This is a genomic window from Kitasatospora sp. NBC_01302, from assembly GCF_035976515.1.
Lineage (GTDB): Bacteria > Actinomycetota > Actinomycetes > Streptomycetales > Streptomycetaceae > Kitasatospora.
This window is the reverse complement of sequence record NZ_CP108404.1, coordinates 5,643,725-5,658,172: the sequence shown is the minus strand read 5'-3', so window position 1 is coordinate 5,658,172 and position 14,448 is coordinate 5,643,725. Positions and strand designations below refer to the sequence as shown.

Sequence of the window (14,448 nt, the reverse complement as noted above, 5' to 3'; positions counted from 1 at the left end):
CCGAGGAGGCGGACCCCATTCGATCTGCACACGACGCGCGAGCGCAGTGTGTTCATCCGCTCACACGTTGAAGCGGAACGTGAGTGCAGAGCAGCGACCTGCGGAAACGTCGTTTCGGAGGGGCTTCTCCCAGCACCGTCCCAGCACGGGCGGGTCAGTAGTGGTACCGAGCAGCGAGGATGACGATCTCCTTGTCCGTTACCAGGTAGACAAGGCGGTGCTCGTCGTCGATCCTCCGCGACCACGCCCCAGGCAGGTGATACTTCAAAGGTTCAGGCTTGCCGACCCCGGAGAAGGGGTCACGCCTGACGTCCTCGATGAGCTTGTTGATCCGGGCGAGCATCTTGCGGTCGTTCTTGAGCCAGGACGTGTAGTCCTCGCAGCCCTGATCCTCGAAGACAAGCCTCACGCGGCACCCGTACCCGCGTCCGCCGACTCGGGATCGATCAGCTCACGCTCGGACAGGTTGACGTTGGCCAGGGCGTTCTCATACGCCTTGAGGAGCCGCCGAGCGTTCGCCGGAGAGCGCAGCAGGTACGAGCCCTCACTCAACGCCGCGTAGTCCTCGGCCGAGACAAGTACGGCATTGCCGTGCTTGGAGACGATCTCGATGGCCTCGTGGTTCTCGTTGACCTTCTTGATCAGCGGAAAGAGTTCCTTGCGGGCTTCGCTCGCAGTGATGGACATGACCGGCCCCCTCCCTCAAGTGGTACCTAATAACGTACCACTCTCGACGTTCGCTCGGCGGGTGAACAGCTGACGGGCAGCCAGATTTCCCAGCACCGTCCCAGCACGGGAAACAAGCAGGGCTCGACTCCGTAGAGCCGGGCCCCCTTGTGACCTGCATGTTTGCCACGTCAGCGACGTGGTGTACTTTCATCCGCTCACACGTTGAACCTGAACATTCAGCACAGGGCTGCGACCTGCGGGAACGTAGCCTTGGAAGTGGTCATCCAGCACCCATCCAGCACGGTGCGGACTTGTCCAGCGCATCCAGCACACGCAACCGCGACCACGCCCCACATAGCGAAGCGTTGTGTACACATGGAACACTCGGTACGCTTGGGCGCTATGACGCAGCCACTGCCCATAGAGTCCATCCGGGATGTGCGCGCACACCTGGCCGAGGTCGTGGAGCGAGCCGATCGGGACGACGTGCCCACGGTGATCACACGCCGAGGCAAGGAGGTCGCCGCCGTCGTCTCCATCGAGGTACTGCGCAAGTACCAGGAATGGGAAGAGCGCGAGATCAACCGGATCATCGACGAGCGCATGGCGAACCCGGCCCCCGGTATCCCGATCGAGGACATCATGAGGGAGACCCTGGCTCGCAGTGAGTGAGTACCGAACCGTATTCCGACCTGAGGCTCAGGCCGAGCTTCGGAAGATTCCCCGCGACATTGCACTGCGCATCCTGGCCAAGCTGACCGAGCTGGAGAGCGATCCCCTCGGCTTCAACACCACCGCGCTCGTGTCGCAGCCCGAACGTCGGCGCCTGCGAGTCGGCGATTACCGAGTCGTCTACACGATCGACAACGGGGAGCTGGTGGTGTGGGTCGTGCACGTCGGGCATCGCTCCACCGTTTACGGCACCTGACACCGGCTGATCCAGCGTCAGGATATCCAGCACCTATCCAGCACGGTGCGGACGAAGGGGTCGACCCCCAGAGGAGCCGACCCCTTTCGACCTGCACGCTTGACGAATCACCTAGCGTGCAGTAATGAGTCGATCACACGTTGAAGCGGAACTTCCACCACAACGCTGTGACCTGCGAAAACGTCCCCCAGAGAGGCCCGAGTCAGCACGGAATCAGTACCGTCGGGACAGGTCAGCACAGTCACGCGGCGGGGCCGTAGCCGCCGGAGTCCGCAGCGGCCGGGCTCTCCACTACCAACGGTAGCGGTCGCATGGCGGCCTGCATGACCTCGCGGCAGCGGTGCCAGGCGCCCGGGACGAGGTGCCCGTAGGTGTCCACGGTGATCTTGATTGACTTGTGTCCGAGCCAACGCGAGACCTCGTGGATCGGAATTCCGTTCGCGAGGGCGGTCGAGGCGAAGAAATGCCTCAGCGAGTGCGGGGTGTACTTCGGCTTGCCGTTTGAATCAACGAGCCCGGCCGCGATGCACGCCTTCTTGAAGTGGTAGCCGAAGGTGTTGGCCGTGGGCATGGTGCCCTTGCCCCGCTCGCGCGGTGCGAAGAAGACTTCGAGCTCCCGGTCCTTGCCGGCCTTGTCCTTGAACGCCACCGGGATGGGCGCCCACTGTTCCTCGTGGGCGTCGATCTCCTCGTCCAGGAACGGAGCGATCGGGACGTCCCGGTACTCGCCTTCCGCGCGGTGCTTCAGCGGGACGAACCGACTCCGGCTGTCACCACGGCTCGCCTTCGCGCTGACTTGCCACCGGATGCGGATGAACTCGGTGCGGCGGCACTCGCAGGCGAAGGCCAGGGCTTCGCTCGGCCTCAGGCCGGCGCCGGACATGAGGTAGATCGTCAGCCGGTACTGGGGCGAGATGTGCTTGCCGAGGAGATCAACCTCCTCCAGGGTGGGGATCTCGTCCTCGTCGACGGCAATGCTGCTCGTCCTGGGGATCTTGACGCCCTTGGCCGGGTTCTCGGAGATGCGCTTCTCGACGATCGCCGCTTCGAGCATCGCGATCGGGATGTTCATCCGGTCGTTGATCGTCGAGGCGGCCATACCCTCGCCCTTGCGATGGAGGGCGGCGACGAACCGCTCGAAGTCGCTCTGAGCGAGGCCGGCCAGGGTCTTACGCCCGAGGTGCGGTATCAGGTGGTTCCGGATGAAGCCCTCGTAGTTCCGGTAGGTTCCCTCCGCGAGGATCTGCCGCTCCAGCCACTCCTTCGCGTAGGCCCGGAGAGTGATGGCGCCCCGCTGGGGGTCGAGGTAGACGCCCATGCCCTTGTCGTGCTCGACCTTGCTGGCGAACGCGTCCGCGCCGTCAGGCCCGGTCTTCTTGGCGAAGCTCTTCTCGCGCTGCCTCCCCGACCGGCCGCCCGGCTCCCGGTAGCGGACGAGCCACTTGTGGCCGCAGCGCACCTTCGTGCAGGGGTAGAAGCGATCCTGCTCTTCCTCTTTGCAGGGCTGAAAGACGGTGGCCACGTGGCCCCTTTCTGTCTTGATGGGGCGGTGCGGCCTGCTTGGTGCTACCCGTATCTGCTGTCGAGGTAGGTCACGATGTCGCGCTCGCGAAAGCGCAGCAGCCTGCCGACCTTCTGTGCTGGAAGGCCCCAGGTTCGGTACTTGTTCTTGACGGTGATCTCGCTGACCTTGAGCCAGTCGGCGACCTCCGCCGGGGTGAGGAGGCGGTTGCTGCCGCCCTTCATCCGGCGTCCGCCCGGTGGGCAATCAGGACGGCGGCGCGAAGCGCGGTCCGGTAGTCGCGGCGGAGCTGGTCGATCCGGTCGAGGATCTGTGCGCCGCTGGCCCCGGGGGCGCCGAGGCGACGGGCGATCTCGGTGATCAGTTCCTCGTCGGTCTCGGGCTGGGGTTCGGCGCCGGCCGGGTACTGCCGAGCCGCGCTCCCGCTGACCCCGAGAACCCAGCTCCAGCCGTTGGCCAGGGCGGCCTCGGTGGGACTCAAGCAGCCACCCCCAGGTGTCGGGTGCGGGACTGGGAGGTCAGGTGGTACATGCCGTACTCGCACTCGTAGGTGCGGCTCTCGTGGCGGATGCCTCGTCCGGTGCCCCGGCGGTCGGCGACCCGGGCTCGCTTGGCCTGGGCCTTGCCTAGTGCCTTGGTGGCGGCGTGGTCGTCTTCGTAGGCGCGCTTCGACCCGCACGGGCAGGCTCTGAAGTCGACGGTCTTTGCCGTCATGCGGTTTCCTCCGTCTACTTTCGGAACTGCCCGCAGGGGCAGGTGGGGATGTGGCAGGCGCCTCGGGCGGCGCTGACAGTGGAGTGGGTGAAGGGGGCGTGGCCGCAGTCGGGGTCTTGGCAGTACCCCTTCCAGCCCTTCTTGCCGTCCACGTTGGCGAGCATCACGCCGGGCGCGTACAGCTTGATCAGGCGCCCGCTGCCTCCGATGGCGATCTTGTCCGCGAACGACTTGGCCTCGGTCTCGCTGCCGAAGGGTGCCCAGTTCAGTCCGCGGGTGCCGTCGCTCCAGGTGTGTGCGAGGGCGTACCAGTCGCGCATCTGGAGGACTTCGGCGACCTCCTTGATGACGGCCTTGGCCATCTGGTCGGCGCTCTCGAAGTCCTCGGACTCCAGGAGCGCCTTGACTGCGGAGACTTCCTCCTTGCGGGGGGTTAGCCTCATGGGCCGCTCCGGTGGTCGGCGAGCGCCTCGATGGCGGTGAGGACGTCGTCGAGCATCCGGGCCGCCTCGCGGTCGTGCCGGGCTTCGAGTCGCTCGATCTTGGCGGTGTTCAAGCCCGGCTGGTCGGCCGCCGCCTCGATCGCGGCGTCCTGGCGCCGGTACATCTCGTCGGCCTTGCCGATGAGTGTCCGCAGCCCTTCGAGCACGGAGTGCAGGTTGAGCTCGCTAGACAAGTCGGCGACGAGGCTGGCGGTGGCTGGCGTCGGATTGAGAACGGTCACCGGATAGGCGAACCAGTCGGCATCCAGCGGGGTCTTCCAGCCGGGGACGGTGAAGCCCTCGGCGGCCTTGATGCCACTGTCGCCTTCGTAGTCCTTGATCTCGGTACCGATGGGCAGTTGGTCCAGGACCGCGGAGGTGTGGACGAGGGTGTTTGTGCTGGTCAAGGGGTTCCCCTTTCTTCGTTAGTCACACTATCTCAATGGCTTGAGCGAAACAACTCTTACATTCGTGCCGCAGTCGCCCGGATGCTGTCCCCGAGTTCAGCAAGGCTGCCGCGGTTGAGGATCACGGCGTCGAAGGAGTATCCGGTGAGGGCCTGCTCGCTGGCATGGTCAGAGTCCTGGATGAGCTCCTGGCTCGGCCGGACGATCTGAACGACCAGGCCGCCGTGCCTCTTGATGGCGTCGGCTTCGTTTGGGAACCGGACGTCGGTGATGACGGTCGGCCCCCACCAGTCGCGCTGACGGAACATCTGGTCCACCCAGACCGATTCGCCAAGGGTCGCCCGGCCGGCGTCCGTGCCGAGGCGCTGGAGCAGGGCCCGGACTTCGGGGATCTGCACCTTCGCCACGTCCCAGCCGAGTGTGTCGATGGCCATCCGAAGGCGGATCGGGCCGGTGCCGCACGGGCTGGGCACGAGGGGGTCGAGCGAGTAGAGCATCTGCCGGAGGGGGTCGGCGAACGCGCGGCGCATCCACCCCTTCTCGGCGAGGAACCCGGCTGCGGAGTCCTTGCCGCACTGGGCAAGTCCGGCCAAGCCGATGAGCGGCGAGGCGGTCTCCCGGGCCTTGGCGGTGGTGCGTGGGGCAGTTCGCCGCGCGTCCTGGACCTGTAGCTCGAACTCGCCAAGGGCCACGTTGACGGCCGCCGCGAGGACGGGCTGGTGGCTCGGGCCGGGGAGGCGCGCTCCGCTCAGCACCTGGCAGAGGGTTCCGTTGTCGATGCCGGTCGCGTCGGCGAGGCGCGTGCGAGCTCCAGAGCGTGGGATGTCCACCTCGAAGCCAGCAGTGACCGCCTTTCCGGTGAGCCAGCGGCCGAACTCGGCGAACTTCTTGTCGTTGATCACGTTCGTCTCCATGGTGTTAGGCGGTCGCAGGTCGGGCGGGTCGGGTCGGGGCGGGTGCGTGGAGGGCGAGGGCCTTCTCGAAGTTGCGGTCGTCGAGCTCGTCGATCCGGGCGCCTGCGGCGAACACGGCAGCCTGAGCCTCGCGCAGTGCCCGCAAGGCGTCGCGCTCACTGTCGCGGAGGTCGCGCAGGCGGGAGGCCCGCAGATGCTGGGCATACTGGGCCGCCTGCTCGTAGGCGTGCTGCTCGTCGCCGACATGCGCCTGCACGACGGCCTGAAGGATCTCCCGGCCACGTCGCTGGGTGGCCTCAGGAGCCTCACCGTACGAGCCCTCGGTGACGCGACGGATCGTCACCAGCGGCCAGTTGGGGGGCGTCTTCGTGGAGATGTGCAGCGCGCCTTCGAGCTGAACGCCGTTGATGTGCAGGCTGCCCACATGTCGGCTGTACTTGTCCCAGCCGTAGGCCACATGCAGGTCGGTGGGCATGAACTCCCACCCCTGCGAATGGAATCGGGGGGCGATCTCGACGGTGCCCGAGATCCGCCGGCCAGTGACGGCGTAGGTGGTCGTCCAGGGGTCCGCCGCGCGGTTGCGGGGGTCGGTGGCGTTGACGCGCTCGATCAGCAGGTCGCTGGTCATGGTGTCTCCTTGCTCGTTCTCGGCTGGTCTCGTCAGGCCGCGGGCGCCACCCCGCGACGACCTCCCTCTCGGAAGGTTTCGCCAGTTACACTCTTACAATGTGGAGGTTAGTAGCACTGCTCGACTGGGATGCCCTCGGCCTTGGCGTGCTCGATGCACGCCTCGGCGCTCGCGGTGAAGAACGCGAGGGCGATCTCCGCTCCTTCCGCGTCGTCGGCGGCGCTGGCCCAGCGGTCGGGGACGATCGGGGTCAGGAATCCGCGGGTAACGAGATGCATGGTGGTGCCGATGCGCATGAGGCTGCCGGCCGGGCGCTGGCGACTGGGGATCTCGCGGTAGACCGTTCCGGTGATGCCGCGATCCGTACGGATCTTCAGCGTGGTTCCGTCAGTCAGCGTGACGGTGTCGGTGTACTTGCTCATGTGGTTCTCTCTGCTGTTCATGGTCAGGCGGCCAGTGCGTGTTCGGCCCGGACGGTCGGATGGGTGCTGTAGATCTCGGCGAGGTACTCGCGAAGCCGGGCCTCCCAGGCCATGCCGAGGAGCGCACCCAGGACAACGGCGCCCATCGGCGGTGCGACCACGTCGCCGATCTGCTGGGTGCAGGACGAGCGGGAGCCGGTCCAGGGGTGGCCGGGCCGGAAGCCCACCAGGAGCGCTGCCTCGTCAAGATCGAAGCGGTGGGAGGGATCGTCTTCCCGGTACCAGCCCCGGATCTTCGATGTGATCGCGGTGGCGGGCTTGTCGGCCGACCAACAGTTCCCACCGGCCGTCCGGCGCACACCCCGTGTGTTGACTCTGATGCCGGGCGGCCAGCCGAGGGCCTGCGCCGCCGTGGTCGTGGGGATTTCGCTCTCGGGCTTGGTGCTGCCCGCGATGGAGTAGCGGTGCCGGGCTGCGAGCATGAAGGTTCGCCTCCGGCGGCTGGCGAGCCCGTAGTCCTTGGCGTCGAGGACCTCGAAGTTGATCGCCAGCCAGTCCGCGCACCGGAACTCGTCGCGGATGCCGTCGATGATGACCTCGGGCAGAGCGCTGGACTGCTCCATCGCGATCCATCCGAAGTCGTACGAGGCGACGGACAGGGCGAGGCCCCAGATCACTACTTCGGCAAGCAGGCCGATCCGTTCGTCGGTCAGGTCCTTGGCCATGGCGCGGACCTCGTCGACGCCGTAGATCGGGCCGGACCACCCCTCCCAGCACTCGTCGCACTCGTCCGGGCATTCGGCCGTGCAGTCCAGCTCGGCCCAGATTCCGACCGTGGCCTCCCAGGCGCAGGTAAACATGTCCAGGAGGATCTGCTGGTTACGCGGGTCCTGGCCGGCCCGCTTGCCTGCGGGGGTCCAGCACTGACACGGGGCGGTGACGATCAGGCCGCGCGTCCAGCGCAGGGCCGGGTGGTGCGGGTCGAGCGTGCGCACGTCGGCGACGATGCGCTGAAAGCCGGCCTTCACCGCGGTCGCCGCAGCGTCCTTGTTGGATTCGACGCCGATGATGTCGAGTTCGCGTCCGAGTACGTCTCGTGTGCCGACTTCGAGGCCACCCGGGCCTGCGAAGAGGTAGACGACGCGCTCCGGATCGCCGGGCTTCGGTGGCAGGAGCCACCGTGCCGGCCATGGGGCAGCGAGCTGTTCGAGCTCCTCGATCGACCAGTCGACCAGCTCCTCCAGGTCGGGAAGGGTGGCCGTGGTCACGCTCACCGGTCACCGATCTTGACGGTGGCCTCAGTGACTTCGAGCATCGACAGGTCGGTGACGGAGCTGCACACGTACTCGACGACGGACTTGCGGACCGCGCCGCCGTCCGGCCCGGCGCCGTCTTCCTCCGCCCACCGGTCGCGATCGACGGTGATGGTGATCGCTGGTATCCGGACCTTGACGAGTCGGGACTTCCCACACCCGCAGGCGCACTTGCCGTACTCACCGGCCATGGTTGGCCCCCTGGCCCGCACGGACGGCGAGGCTGGCGATCCGGTCCCGCGTGCGCCGGACAATCAGGTCCCTTGTGCTGAAGCCGTGTTGGGCAGCGTCGAGTGCGTCGGGGTGGAACAGGTCCACGTCTGCCGGGAGCAGGCCGGTGCGCTGGGCCTCGTCGAACCAGGCGAGCGCGGCGGCCGGCGTCTCGAACTCCAGCGGCAGGTGGAGGCGGTAGGAGTGCGACTTCACCATCCGAGGAACTCCTCTTCCAGCCGGTCGTACTCGTCCTCGTCCTCGTCGTACTCAACGCTGGTGAGCCACCCGGCATCGGTGATCTCCCAGTAGTACCCGGGTCGAACGAGGCCGTCGCTCCCGTAGATGCCTCGGCCGCAGTCGACGCACTCGTACGGCTTGCCTTCGGGGTGGCGTATCGGTCCGTTGCACTCGACGCAGCGGACGACGTTGTCGGGCGGCGCAACCGGCGTCCGCACGTGGGTATTGGGCATCTCGTATCCTTGGAAGTGATTGATGTCGGCTGGCATCGTCAGGAGGTGGGCACCACCCCACCTCGACCCCGATTCACCACCGGGGTTTCGCCTTGGCGCCCGCCCGTTGTCCTGTCAGGCAGGGCGGGCGCCTTGCGTCAGACCAGGTCGGTCTCTGCGGCCATCTCGGCGAGAGCGGTCTCGAATTCCTGGATCACCTTCGCCTCGGCCGCGTCGGCGGTCGGCGCCTCTATGAAGCTGGTGAGCCGGTAGAGGTTGTCGCTGGTGTAGATCGAGGTGCTTTCGTCGCCGTGCCATCCAGCTACCACTCCGGCGACCACGAGGGCCTCGCTGTCTTCGTCGTGCAGTGCGACTACGGTCCATCGGTTCATAGCTGGTCTCCTGTGATCAGTAGGCGTTGAGGATTTCGAGGACCGTGGTGCCCTGGATCTCCTCGAAGAACGGCTCCGACAGCTCCCACTCGCCCGGGTTGTCGTTGAGCCACTCACAGAAGCCGTCCTCGTCACCGATCTCTCCGTCTTCGTCAAGGAACTCCTCGGGGACGGTCAGCTCCAGCTCGACCTCCGCCTCGGTGGTCCGCTCGACCGAGAACTTGACGGTTTTCTGCACGATCTGGCCCTTCAGGTGGATTCGGATGCGGCACGGGCCGCAGGTGAGGTCTTCGTCGAGGAGTTCGGGCACCGCGCCGCACTCAAGGCAGGCCGGCCGCCATTCAGCCGATGCAGAAGACATAGATGCCGCCCCCAGGTGCGTCCTCGGCGGTGTAGCCGCCGGTGAATAGGTGGTGGGAGGCTCGCTCCCAGTCGATGTCGCTGAACGGCCACTGGGTCAGGAGCTCCTTGCTCTCCTCGTCCATCTGCTCCTCGGCGTGCTCCTGGGCGTAGTCGGCCTCGGACCGCCACTCACCACAGAAGGCGTCCCGGAACTCCCCGACCGCGTCGGCCGGATCGGCGTCGTCGTCTGCGTAGGTGCTGAACCAGATCGCGAAGGGCTGACGCTCGTAAGGCGGGATCTCGGCGAGGAGTTCGGCCATCTCAGTGGCGTGGGAAGGAGAGCACTCACCCTCGATCAGGCCGAGGAAGTTGTCATGATCCATGACCCACAGCTCTTCGTGATCGGTCGGTTTGGCGTGCAGATCTTGAGGGGTGACCAGGTCGGCCACGTCGGCGTCGTGCCAGTCGCCGGTCAGGAAGCCCGCGTTGTAGCAGGCCAGGCATCCGATCCAGACGCGCGGGGCGTCCGTGTCGGTCAGGATCGTGGGCATGTGTCCTCGCAGTTCAATGAAGGGCTGGCTTCGTCAGGCGGGGGACACCACTCCCCCGCGACCCCTTCCGGGGTTTCGCCTTGTCGGGTCTACTTCTCGGCCTTCTCCAGGACCGGCCAGTACGAACGGCTTCGCGACCAGCCGTTGGCCTTGTGGAGCGCGTCCATGGAGTTCTGGGCGTCGGCAACGCACGGCGCGCACATGAACCGCTCCTCGGCGGGCGTGCGCATCCACGGTCCTCGGCGGCCGGTCGCCGGGCCGCACCACTCGCACAGGCCGCCACCCTCGATGTGGTGGAAGGCGGTGCAGACGTTGCCGTTGTGCGGGCTGACGGTGCGGACGATGGCGTGGGCCTGGGTGGCTGCGGCCTTGAAGGCGTCGCGGAACCCGTGGTCAAAGAAGGTGTCACCAGGGGTCCACAGCTGGCACGAGTCGCCGTGATTGTCTGGCGCCAGGCAGATGAGCACTTCGTACTTCCAGCTCATCGGGCGCCCGCCTCGCCGACCGCGCGGCCGGCCGATTCCGACAGTGCGCCATTGGAGGAGACGACCTCGTACACAGCGTCGACCAGGACGTCCTTGGCCCGGAGCCACTCGAACTCGGTCAGCTTCCGCTGTTCGTCGTCCTCGTCGGTCGCGTACTCCTCCAGCTCCCAGCGCTCCCAGTAGGTCAGGCACACGTCGGGAAATTCGTCCTGGAACTTGGCGAATGCCTCGTCGAAGCTGGGCGCGCTCATCGGGCCGGTTCCTCTCCGATGAGGGCGATCATCTCGTCGAGCAACTCGTACTCGCGAGGGTTCGGGGTGCGGACCTCCTCCTCCGGGAGCATCTCGACGGGTAGGGCGAAGACGAGCCGGGCTGCCACCTCCGCGAGGTTGACCAGGGTGTACCACTCCTGGGAGCCCGGGTCGTGGTCCTCCCGCCATTCCTCGACCTCGCGGTGTATCGCGAGGACTTCGCGGGCGAGGTTCTTGATCTGTTCCACGTGAACTGCCTTTCGGGGGTGTGAGGTCAGCGGGCTTCGAGCCACTGGCAGGCGGCGGCGAAGCCCTGCTCGCAGTCGTCGTGCTTGGAGTCGGCAAAGCCGTCGTTGAAGTCGGTGACGGTCGCGTGGGCGTGGTGCCGGGCGTCGTAGGCGAACTGGATGGGGGCTCCCAAGAGGGCCCCGGCGGCGAGGGTGAGGAGGAATCGGCGGCGACGGCTCACGGGATCACGCGGCCAGAGCGGTGCGGCGGGCGTTCGCGAGGTGGTTGTTGCCGAGGTCGGCGCGCTTGCCCGCAGCGTTGCCCGCGTGCCAGCCGGAGCCGGTCAGGCGGCGCTTCGGGGCGGTGCGGACCTTCGGGTGTGCCTCCTTGAACAGGGCGAGGATCGCATCATCGCGGGAGGCGAGCACGAGCTCTGCCGAGCGACTGCCGGCCGGGAGCGAGAGGTCGGCCTCGGCTGCGGCCTGGCGCTCGGAGTCGGTCAGTCGCTGGAACACTGCGCTGCGGAACCCGGCCAGCCAGGTCTTGCGGTAGGCAGTCGTGGACTCGCCCATGCGGGGCGTGCCGTGCTTCATGCCGTTGAATGCCTGGAGCATGAGGGAGGTGTAGAGCATCTCGACGCGGTCGAGCGTCGACTCGTAGCCGTGCAGCTCGACCCTCTGGACATACTTGCGGGCGGTCCTGTCCCAGGTGCGCCATCGGACGGACTGGCCGCCGAGCGCCTCGTTGACCGACATCAGCAGGTTCACGCGGTCGAGGACGTAGGAGCCGCTCTCGACGATGACTCGCGTGGTGGGACGGTCGGTCTCCGGCTTGGCGTCGGCGAGCATCGCCCGCTCGATCCCGTACTTCGCCATCAGCGCGGCGGCCTTGGCGAAGTACGCCTGGGCCTCCTCGGGCGACGCGGCGGGGTCCTCGGCCTTGGCCAGGATCGCCCGGACCTTGGCGAGCATGGGGTTGTTCTGGGTCGTCATGTGTACCTCGTTGGTCGTGATGCGGCTGGCATCGTCAGGAGGGGGACACCACTCCCCCTCGACGCACACGCCGGCCGACTCGCGGGCAGACGTGTGCGTTTCGCCTTGCGGATCGCCCAGGGCGTCCGGGCTCAGATCGGCTGCTTCGTGGGCTCGGCGCCGAACAGCGCGGAGTACTGCTCGTCGAGGTTTCCGGTCACGATGGCGAGCTCAAAGGCACTGGAGTTGGGGATCAACCGGTGCTCCGTGAAGACGGCCAGCACGTGAGCGATGAGCTCGGACTTGTCGCGCCGCTCGACGAGCTCGGCGCAGGGGCCGCAGGCGTTCCAGCCCCCGTCGTCGAGGAGGTCGACACCGAACGGGCCGCTCGCGATCGAGGGGAGAAAGCCCATCGGGAGGGTGAAGACCCAGGCGACTTCACCGACGACACAGAAATCGCAGTCCATCGCCGTCATGCCGCCAGCTCGACGAGGTACTTGCCCAGGTCAACGACCGTCCCGTCCTTGGCGTCCTCGTCGTCGAAGGTCTTGTGGAGGTCGTCCGCGTCGTCGTCCTCTTCGGCGTGGCACTCCAGCCACAGCTCGGCGACTTCCTCGCGGCCGACCCGGGCGAAGAACCGCACGAGCGCATCGGCCTCGCCACAGGTAAACCTGCCGCCGACCATGGAGGCGAGCATGCCGTCGTTGAACATGTCGGCGAACTCGTTCACGTCCTTCCGGAGCTGGTCGTACGCAGCGGAGGTGTGCTCCGCACACTCCAGGTAGGCCATCGCGGCGTCACCGAACTGCTGGTGCGCTTCGCGCTCGGCACGCCGACCGGCCCAGGGGTTGAGCTTTCGGTTGATCTTGCACAGGGTCTTCCGCATGGGGACCTCGCTTCGAACTGAGCGGCTGGCTCATCAGCACCCGGGCACCACCCCGGGCGGACGCCCCCCGGAGGGGGCGTTTCGCCTAGTTACACTCTTACGATCGGCTGGACGCCACTACGCGCGGGCCAGGTCGGGGTTCGAGGCCACCTCCTGCACCGAGATGCCGTGCTCGTAGATCGCGCCGCAGTCCTCGTCATCGCACCCGCACTCCTCGCGGAGGGTCTGGGCATGCATCGCCGCGCAGCCTTGGGCGTACTGCCAGGCCGACCACAGACTCGTGAAGACGGAGGCGGCGTCTCGCTCGTACCCCTCACGCTGGACAACCACGACTCGTTCGGCCGCCTCGACCCGCACTTCCCACAGGCCGACGAGGACGCCATCCTCGCGCCAGACGCGGACCTCGTGGTCGGGTTCACACTCCCCAGGGAAGGTGCATCCGCGCCCGTCACAGTGGTCCGTGAAGCAGTGCCACGTCACCGCGGGATCGCAGCCGTCCGGATTCTCCCGGCACTCCCGGCACTGCCGGCGTCCGACGACCTCGATGCCGCAGCAGTCACAGGCGTGACTGCCGCGCACGATCTCCTCCGACTCGTCTTCGAGGAGTTCCCAGCCCTCCGGGACGAACAGCGTCACGTCGTAGGGCTCTTCGGAGAGGTACTCCTGGATGTACGTCGTCTGGGTGGCCCCGGGCACCCCCTTATATGGCTGCCCGACGACCAGCATCAGGTTGTAGTTCGCGTCGCTCGGAGCAACGACCACGGCGTTCATGTGACCTCGACTTCATGCACGATGCGGCTGGCATCTTCAGCACCCGGGCACCACCCCGGGCGGACGCCCCGAAGGGCGTTTCGCCTAGTTACACTCTTACATTCAGGCCGCCGGAAGTCCGAGGGCGCACTCCAGGATCACGACCGCAGTCTCCAGCTCGTCGACCCGACCCAGCAGGCTCTCGACCACGTCAACCCAGATCACCTCTCGAACATCGCGGCGGGCCAGCTCTGCACGGGCAGCGTCCAGCTGCCGGCCGAGCTCGAAGTTGCGCTCCGCCAAGTTCGCGGCCTGCTCGATCGGGTCCAGCGCGGGGACGGCAGACTTGGCAAGGGCCACAGGGGTGATGGTGATGCTCATGTTTCTCCTCAAGGTGTCGCCGGGCAGAGCCCGACGCGGCGCCGCCCGTCGATCAACGGATGGCGAGCACGCACCGATTAGTTACACTCTTACGATCGGGGCGCATAGAACCTTCCGGCGGCTTCGCACCTACGCCCACGGCGTCCGGAAGGCACCCGGCCCGTTCGGGCCGGACAGTCAACTCGGGTGATTCGGCTTGGGGTTCAGCGGCGGGATTACTCCGATCACCGGGCTCACCGTCCCCACCCGCAGGACTGGCCGGTCCCTCCCGGCCGCTTCGCTTCGTTCCGACCGGATCTCTCCGGCCCGTTCGAGTGAACGGTGAGCCCTGACCTCGGAAGTCCGCACGGTTCCCCTGACGCCACCACCCACGGGCATCCGTGGACAGCTTCCCACCGCGCCTGCCTCGGATCGAGGCGGTTCACGGCTTCACCAAGGCCGTACGGGCGGGACTGCGGACGAAGAATCCGCGCCACTGCCTGTTACGTTGGCTGTACCCCAGGGGTTCGGCGTCGTCTCCAACACGCTGCCATCACAGGCGGGATGCCCC

General features: G+C 67.0%; 29 protein-coding genes and 6 other RNA genes. 2 read left to right on the top strand and 33 right to left on the bottom strand.

Annotated elements, in window-relative coordinates:
• Positions 1–154: 154 nt before the first annotated feature.
• Positions 155–409, bottom strand: a complete 255-nt coding sequence (locus tag OG294_RS24880; RefSeq protein WP_327068770.1) for a Txe/YoeB family addiction module toxin — start codon at positions 407–409, stop codon at positions 155–157.
• Positions 406–687 carry a type II toxin-antitoxin system Phd/YefM family antitoxin gene (locus OG294_RS24875; protein ID WP_327068768.1) on the bottom strand — a complete coding sequence of 94 codons (282 nt, stop codon included), beginning with the start codon at positions 685–687 and terminating at the stop codon, positions 406–408. Before OG294_RS24875 ends, OG294_RS24880 begins: the two co-directional genes overlap by 4 nt.
• A 384-nt stretch (positions 688–1,071) precedes the next feature.
• Here OG294_RS24875 and OG294_RS24870 point away from each other — a divergent pair, with 384 nt between their 5' ends.
• The gene (locus OG294_RS24870) at positions 1,072–1,341 is read left to right on the top strand and encodes a type II toxin-antitoxin system Phd/YefM family antitoxin (protein WP_007266282.1); all 270 of its coding nucleotides are present in this window, start codon (positions 1,072–1,074) and stop codon (positions 1,339–1,341) included.
• Positions 1,334–1,597, top strand: a complete 264-nt coding sequence (locus OG294_RS24865; RefSeq protein WP_327068767.1) for a type II toxin-antitoxin system RelE family toxin — start codon at positions 1,334–1,336, stop codon at positions 1,595–1,597. The genes OG294_RS24870 and OG294_RS24865 overlap by 8 nt, the downstream gene beginning before the upstream one ends.
• Positions 1,598–1,838: 241 nt before the next feature.
• Here the strand turns inward: OG294_RS24865 and OG294_RS24860 are convergent, their stop codons facing one another.
• The 31 genes from OG294_RS24860 to OG294_RS24710 all read right to left on the bottom strand — a co-directional run bounded on the left by OG294_RS24860 (position 1,839) and on the right by OG294_RS24710 (position 13,898).
• Positions 1,839–3,119: a tyrosine-type recombinase/integrase gene (locus OG294_RS24860; RefSeq protein ID WP_327068766.1), complete on the bottom strand. Its 1,281-nt coding sequence runs from the start codon at positions 3,117–3,119 to the stop codon at positions 1,839–1,841.
• A 44-nt stretch (positions 3,120–3,163) separates the two neighbouring features.
• A complete protein-coding gene (locus OG294_RS24855; protein ID WP_327068765.1) occupies positions 3,164–3,343 on the bottom strand; it encodes a helix-turn-helix domain-containing protein in 180 nt (59 codons plus the stop codon).
• Positions 3,340–3,600, bottom strand: coding sequence for a hypothetical protein (locus tag OG294_RS24850; protein WP_327068763.1), 261 nt, complete (start codon positions 3,598–3,600; stop codon positions 3,340–3,342). Before OG294_RS24850 ends, OG294_RS24855 begins: the two co-directional genes overlap by 4 nt.
• Positions 3,597–3,833, bottom strand: a complete 237-nt coding sequence (locus OG294_RS24845; RefSeq protein ID WP_327068762.1) for a hypothetical protein — start codon at positions 3,831–3,833, stop codon at positions 3,597–3,599. The genes OG294_RS24850 and OG294_RS24845 overlap by 4 nt, the downstream gene beginning before the upstream one ends.
• A gap of 14 nt (positions 3,834–3,847) precedes the next feature.
• The gene (locus OG294_RS24840) at positions 3,848–4,276 is read right to left on the bottom strand and encodes a hypothetical protein (RefSeq protein WP_327068761.1); all 429 of its coding nucleotides are present in this window, start codon (positions 4,274–4,276) and stop codon (positions 3,848–3,850) included.
• Positions 4,273–4,722, bottom strand: coding sequence for a hypothetical protein (locus OG294_RS24835; RefSeq protein WP_327068760.1), 450 nt, complete (start codon positions 4,720–4,722; stop codon positions 4,273–4,275). Before OG294_RS24835 ends, OG294_RS24840 begins: the two co-directional genes overlap by 4 nt.
• Positions 4,723–4,778: 56 nt before the next feature.
• Entirely contained in the window at positions 4,779–5,624 is an 846-nt protein-coding gene (locus OG294_RS24830) for a deoxynucleotide monophosphate kinase family protein (RefSeq protein ID WP_327068759.1), read from the bottom strand.
• Between the two features lie 16 nt (positions 5,625–5,640).
• Complete coding sequence (locus tag OG294_RS24825) at positions 5,641–6,264, bottom strand: hypothetical protein (protein WP_327068758.1); 624 nt, start codon at positions 6,262–6,264, stop codon at positions 5,641–5,643.
• Positions 6,265–6,281: 17 nt separating this feature from the next.
• Positions 6,282–6,348: hammerhead ribozyme type II (locus OG294_RS24820), an RNA gene on the bottom strand.
• Between the two features lie 23 nt (positions 6,349–6,371).
• Positions 6,372–6,686, bottom strand: a complete 315-nt coding sequence (locus OG294_RS24815; RefSeq protein ID WP_327068757.1) for a hypothetical protein — start codon at positions 6,684–6,686, stop codon at positions 6,372–6,374.
• A gap of 23 nt (positions 6,687–6,709) precedes the next feature.
• On the bottom strand, positions 6,710–7,960 hold the full coding sequence (locus tag OG294_RS24810) for a DNA cytosine methyltransferase (protein WP_327068756.1): 1,251 nt from the start codon (positions 7,958–7,960) through the stop codon (positions 6,710–6,712).
• Complete coding sequence (locus OG294_RS24805; RefSeq protein ID WP_327068755.1) at positions 7,957–8,190, bottom strand: hypothetical protein; 234 nt, start codon at positions 8,188–8,190, stop codon at positions 7,957–7,959. The genes OG294_RS24810 and OG294_RS24805 overlap by 4 nt, the downstream gene beginning before the upstream one ends.
• Positions 8,180–8,428 (bottom strand): hypothetical protein, encoded by a 249-nt coding sequence (locus tag OG294_RS24800; protein ID WP_327068754.1) that lies wholly within the window; start codon positions 8,426–8,428, stop codon positions 8,180–8,182. The genes OG294_RS24805 and OG294_RS24800 overlap by 11 nt, the downstream gene beginning before the upstream one ends.
• Positions 8,422–8,682: a hypothetical protein gene (locus OG294_RS24795; RefSeq protein WP_327068753.1), complete on the bottom strand. Its 261-nt coding sequence runs from the start codon at positions 8,680–8,682 to the stop codon at positions 8,422–8,424. Before OG294_RS24795 ends, OG294_RS24800 begins: the two co-directional genes overlap by 7 nt.
• Positions 8,683–8,705: 23 nt before the next feature.
• Positions 8,706–8,775: hammerhead ribozyme type II (locus tag OG294_RS24790), an RNA gene on the bottom strand.
• Between the two features lie 44 nt (positions 8,776–8,819).
• Entirely contained in the window at positions 8,820–9,053 is a 234-nt protein-coding gene (locus tag OG294_RS24785) for a hypothetical protein (RefSeq protein WP_327068752.1), read from the bottom strand.
• Between the two features lie 16 nt (positions 9,054–9,069).
• Complete coding sequence (locus OG294_RS24780; RefSeq protein WP_327068751.1) at positions 9,070–9,291, bottom strand: hypothetical protein; 222 nt, start codon at positions 9,289–9,291, stop codon at positions 9,070–9,072.
• 103 nt (positions 9,292–9,394) lie between these two features.
• Positions 9,395–9,946 (bottom strand): antirestriction protein ArdA, encoded by a 552-nt coding sequence (locus tag OG294_RS24775; RefSeq protein ID WP_327068750.1) that lies wholly within the window; start codon positions 9,944–9,946, stop codon positions 9,395–9,397.
• Between the two features lie 18 nt (positions 9,947–9,964).
• An RNA gene (locus OG294_RS24770) (hammerhead ribozyme type II) lies at positions 9,965–10,027 on the bottom strand.
• 8 nt (positions 10,028–10,035) lie between these two features.
• Positions 10,036–10,431: a hypothetical protein gene (locus OG294_RS24765; RefSeq protein WP_327068749.1), complete on the bottom strand. Its 396-nt coding sequence runs from the start codon at positions 10,429–10,431 to the stop codon at positions 10,036–10,038.
• Positions 10,428–10,682, bottom strand: a complete 255-nt coding sequence (locus tag OG294_RS24760; RefSeq protein WP_327068748.1) for a hypothetical protein — start codon at positions 10,680–10,682, stop codon at positions 10,428–10,430. The genes OG294_RS24765 and OG294_RS24760 overlap by 4 nt, the downstream gene beginning before the upstream one ends.
• Positions 10,679–10,930: a hypothetical protein gene (locus tag OG294_RS24755; RefSeq protein ID WP_327068747.1), complete on the bottom strand. Its 252-nt coding sequence runs from the start codon at positions 10,928–10,930 to the stop codon at positions 10,679–10,681. The genes OG294_RS24760 and OG294_RS24755 overlap by 4 nt, the downstream gene beginning before the upstream one ends.
• A 26-nt stretch (positions 10,931–10,956) precedes the next feature.
• A complete protein-coding gene (locus OG294_RS24750) occupies positions 10,957–11,103 on the bottom strand; it encodes a hypothetical protein (protein ID WP_327068746.1) in 147 nt (48 codons plus the stop codon).
• A 52-nt stretch (positions 11,104–11,155) separates the two neighbouring features.
• The gene (locus OG294_RS24745; protein ID WP_327068745.1) at positions 11,156–11,902 is read right to left on the bottom strand and encodes a DUF2786 domain-containing protein; all 747 of its coding nucleotides are present in this window, start codon (positions 11,900–11,902) and stop codon (positions 11,156–11,158) included.
• A 19-nt stretch (positions 11,903–11,921) separates the two neighbouring features.
• Positions 11,922–12,008: hammerhead ribozyme type II (locus OG294_RS24740), an RNA gene on the bottom strand.
• Positions 12,009–12,033: 25 nt separating this feature from the next.
• A complete protein-coding gene (locus OG294_RS24735) occupies positions 12,034–12,357 on the bottom strand; it encodes a hypothetical protein (protein WP_327068744.1) in 324 nt (107 codons plus the stop codon).
• Positions 12,354–12,767: a hypothetical protein gene (locus OG294_RS24730; protein ID WP_327068743.1), complete on the bottom strand. Its 414-nt coding sequence runs from the start codon at positions 12,765–12,767 to the stop codon at positions 12,354–12,356. Before OG294_RS24730 ends, OG294_RS24735 begins: the two co-directional genes overlap by 4 nt.
• 19 nt (positions 12,768–12,786) lie before the next feature.
• Positions 12,787–12,854: hammerhead ribozyme type II (locus OG294_RS24725), an RNA gene on the bottom strand.
• 30 nt (positions 12,855–12,884) lie between these two features.
• Entirely contained in the window at positions 12,885–13,538 is a 654-nt protein-coding gene (locus OG294_RS24720; protein WP_327068742.1) for a hypothetical protein, read from the bottom strand.
• A 21-nt stretch (positions 13,539–13,559) separates the two neighbouring features.
• Positions 13,560–13,624: hammerhead ribozyme type II (locus OG294_RS24715), an RNA gene on the bottom strand.
• Between the two features lie 16 nt (positions 13,625–13,640).
• Entirely contained in the window at positions 13,641–13,898 is a 258-nt protein-coding gene (locus OG294_RS24710; protein WP_327068741.1) for a hypothetical protein, read from the bottom strand.
• Positions 13,899–14,448 lie beyond the last annotated feature (550 nt).

Bases quoted from the DNA above. Each gene is read 5' to 3' on its own strand.
- OG294_RS24875 (WP_327068768.1), bottom strand. From the start codon at position 687: ATGTCCATCACTGCGAGCGAAGCCCGCAAGGAACTCTTTCCGCTGATC.
- OG294_RS24870 (WP_007266282.1), top strand. From the start codon at position 1,072: ATGACGCAGCCACTGCCCATAGAGTCCATCCGGGATGTGCGCGCACAC.
- OG294_RS24855 (WP_327068765.1), bottom strand. From the start codon at position 3,343: ATGAAGGGCGGCAGCAACCGCCTCCTCACCCCGGCGGAGGTCGCCGAC.
- OG294_RS24845 (WP_327068762.1), bottom strand. From the start codon at position 3,833: ATGACGGCAAAGACCGTCGACTTCAGAGCCTGCCCGTGCGGGTCGAAG.
- OG294_RS24840 (WP_327068761.1), bottom strand. From the start codon at position 4,276: ATGAGGCTAACCCCCCGCAAGGAGGAAGTCTCCGCAGTCAAGGCGCTC.
- OG294_RS24825 (WP_327068758.1), bottom strand. From the start codon at position 6,264: ATGACCAGCGACCTGCTGATCGAGCGCGTCAACGCCACCGACCCCCGC.
- OG294_RS24815 (WP_327068757.1), bottom strand. From the start codon at position 6,686: ATGAGCAAGTACACCGACACCGTCACGCTGACTGACGGAACCACGCTG.
- OG294_RS24805 (WP_327068755.1), bottom strand. From the start codon at position 8,190: ATGGCCGGTGAGTACGGCAAGTGCGCCTGCGGGTGTGGGAAGTCCCGA.
- OG294_RS24800 (WP_327068754.1), bottom strand. From the start codon at position 8,428: ATGGTGAAGTCGCACTCCTACCGCCTCCACCTGCCGCTGGAGTTCGAG.
- OG294_RS24795 (WP_327068753.1), bottom strand. From the start codon at position 8,682: ATGCCCAATACCCACGTGCGGACGCCGGTTGCGCCGCCCGACAACGTC.
- OG294_RS24785 (WP_327068752.1), bottom strand. From the start codon at position 9,053: ATGAACCGATGGACCGTAGTCGCACTGCACGACGAAGACAGCGAGGCC.
- OG294_RS24775 (WP_327068750.1), bottom strand. From the start codon at position 9,946: ATGCCCACGATCCTGACCGACACGGACGCCCCGCGCGTCTGGATCGGA.
- OG294_RS24765 (WP_327068749.1), bottom strand. From the start codon at position 10,431: ATGAGCTGGAAGTACGAAGTGCTCATCTGCCTGGCGCCAGACAATCAC.
- OG294_RS24760 (WP_327068748.1), bottom strand. From the start codon at position 10,682: ATGAGCGCGCCCAGCTTCGACGAGGCATTCGCCAAGTTCCAGGACGAA.
- OG294_RS24745 (WP_327068745.1), bottom strand. From the start codon at position 11,902: ATGACGACCCAGAACAACCCCATGCTCGCCAAGGTCCGGGCGATCCTG.
- OG294_RS24735 (WP_327068744.1), bottom strand. From the start codon at position 12,357: ATGACGGCGATGGACTGCGATTTCTGTGTCGTCGGTGAAGTCGCCTGG.
- OG294_RS24730 (WP_327068743.1), bottom strand. From the start codon at position 12,767: ATGCGGAAGACCCTGTGCAAGATCAACCGAAAGCTCAACCCCTGGGCC.
- OG294_RS24720 (WP_327068742.1), bottom strand. From the start codon at position 13,538: ATGAACGCCGTGGTCGTTGCTCCGAGCGACGCGAACTACAACCTGATG.
- OG294_RS24710 (WP_327068741.1), bottom strand. From the start codon at position 13,898: ATGAGCATCACCATCACCCCTGTGGCCCTTGCCAAGTCTGCCGTCCCC.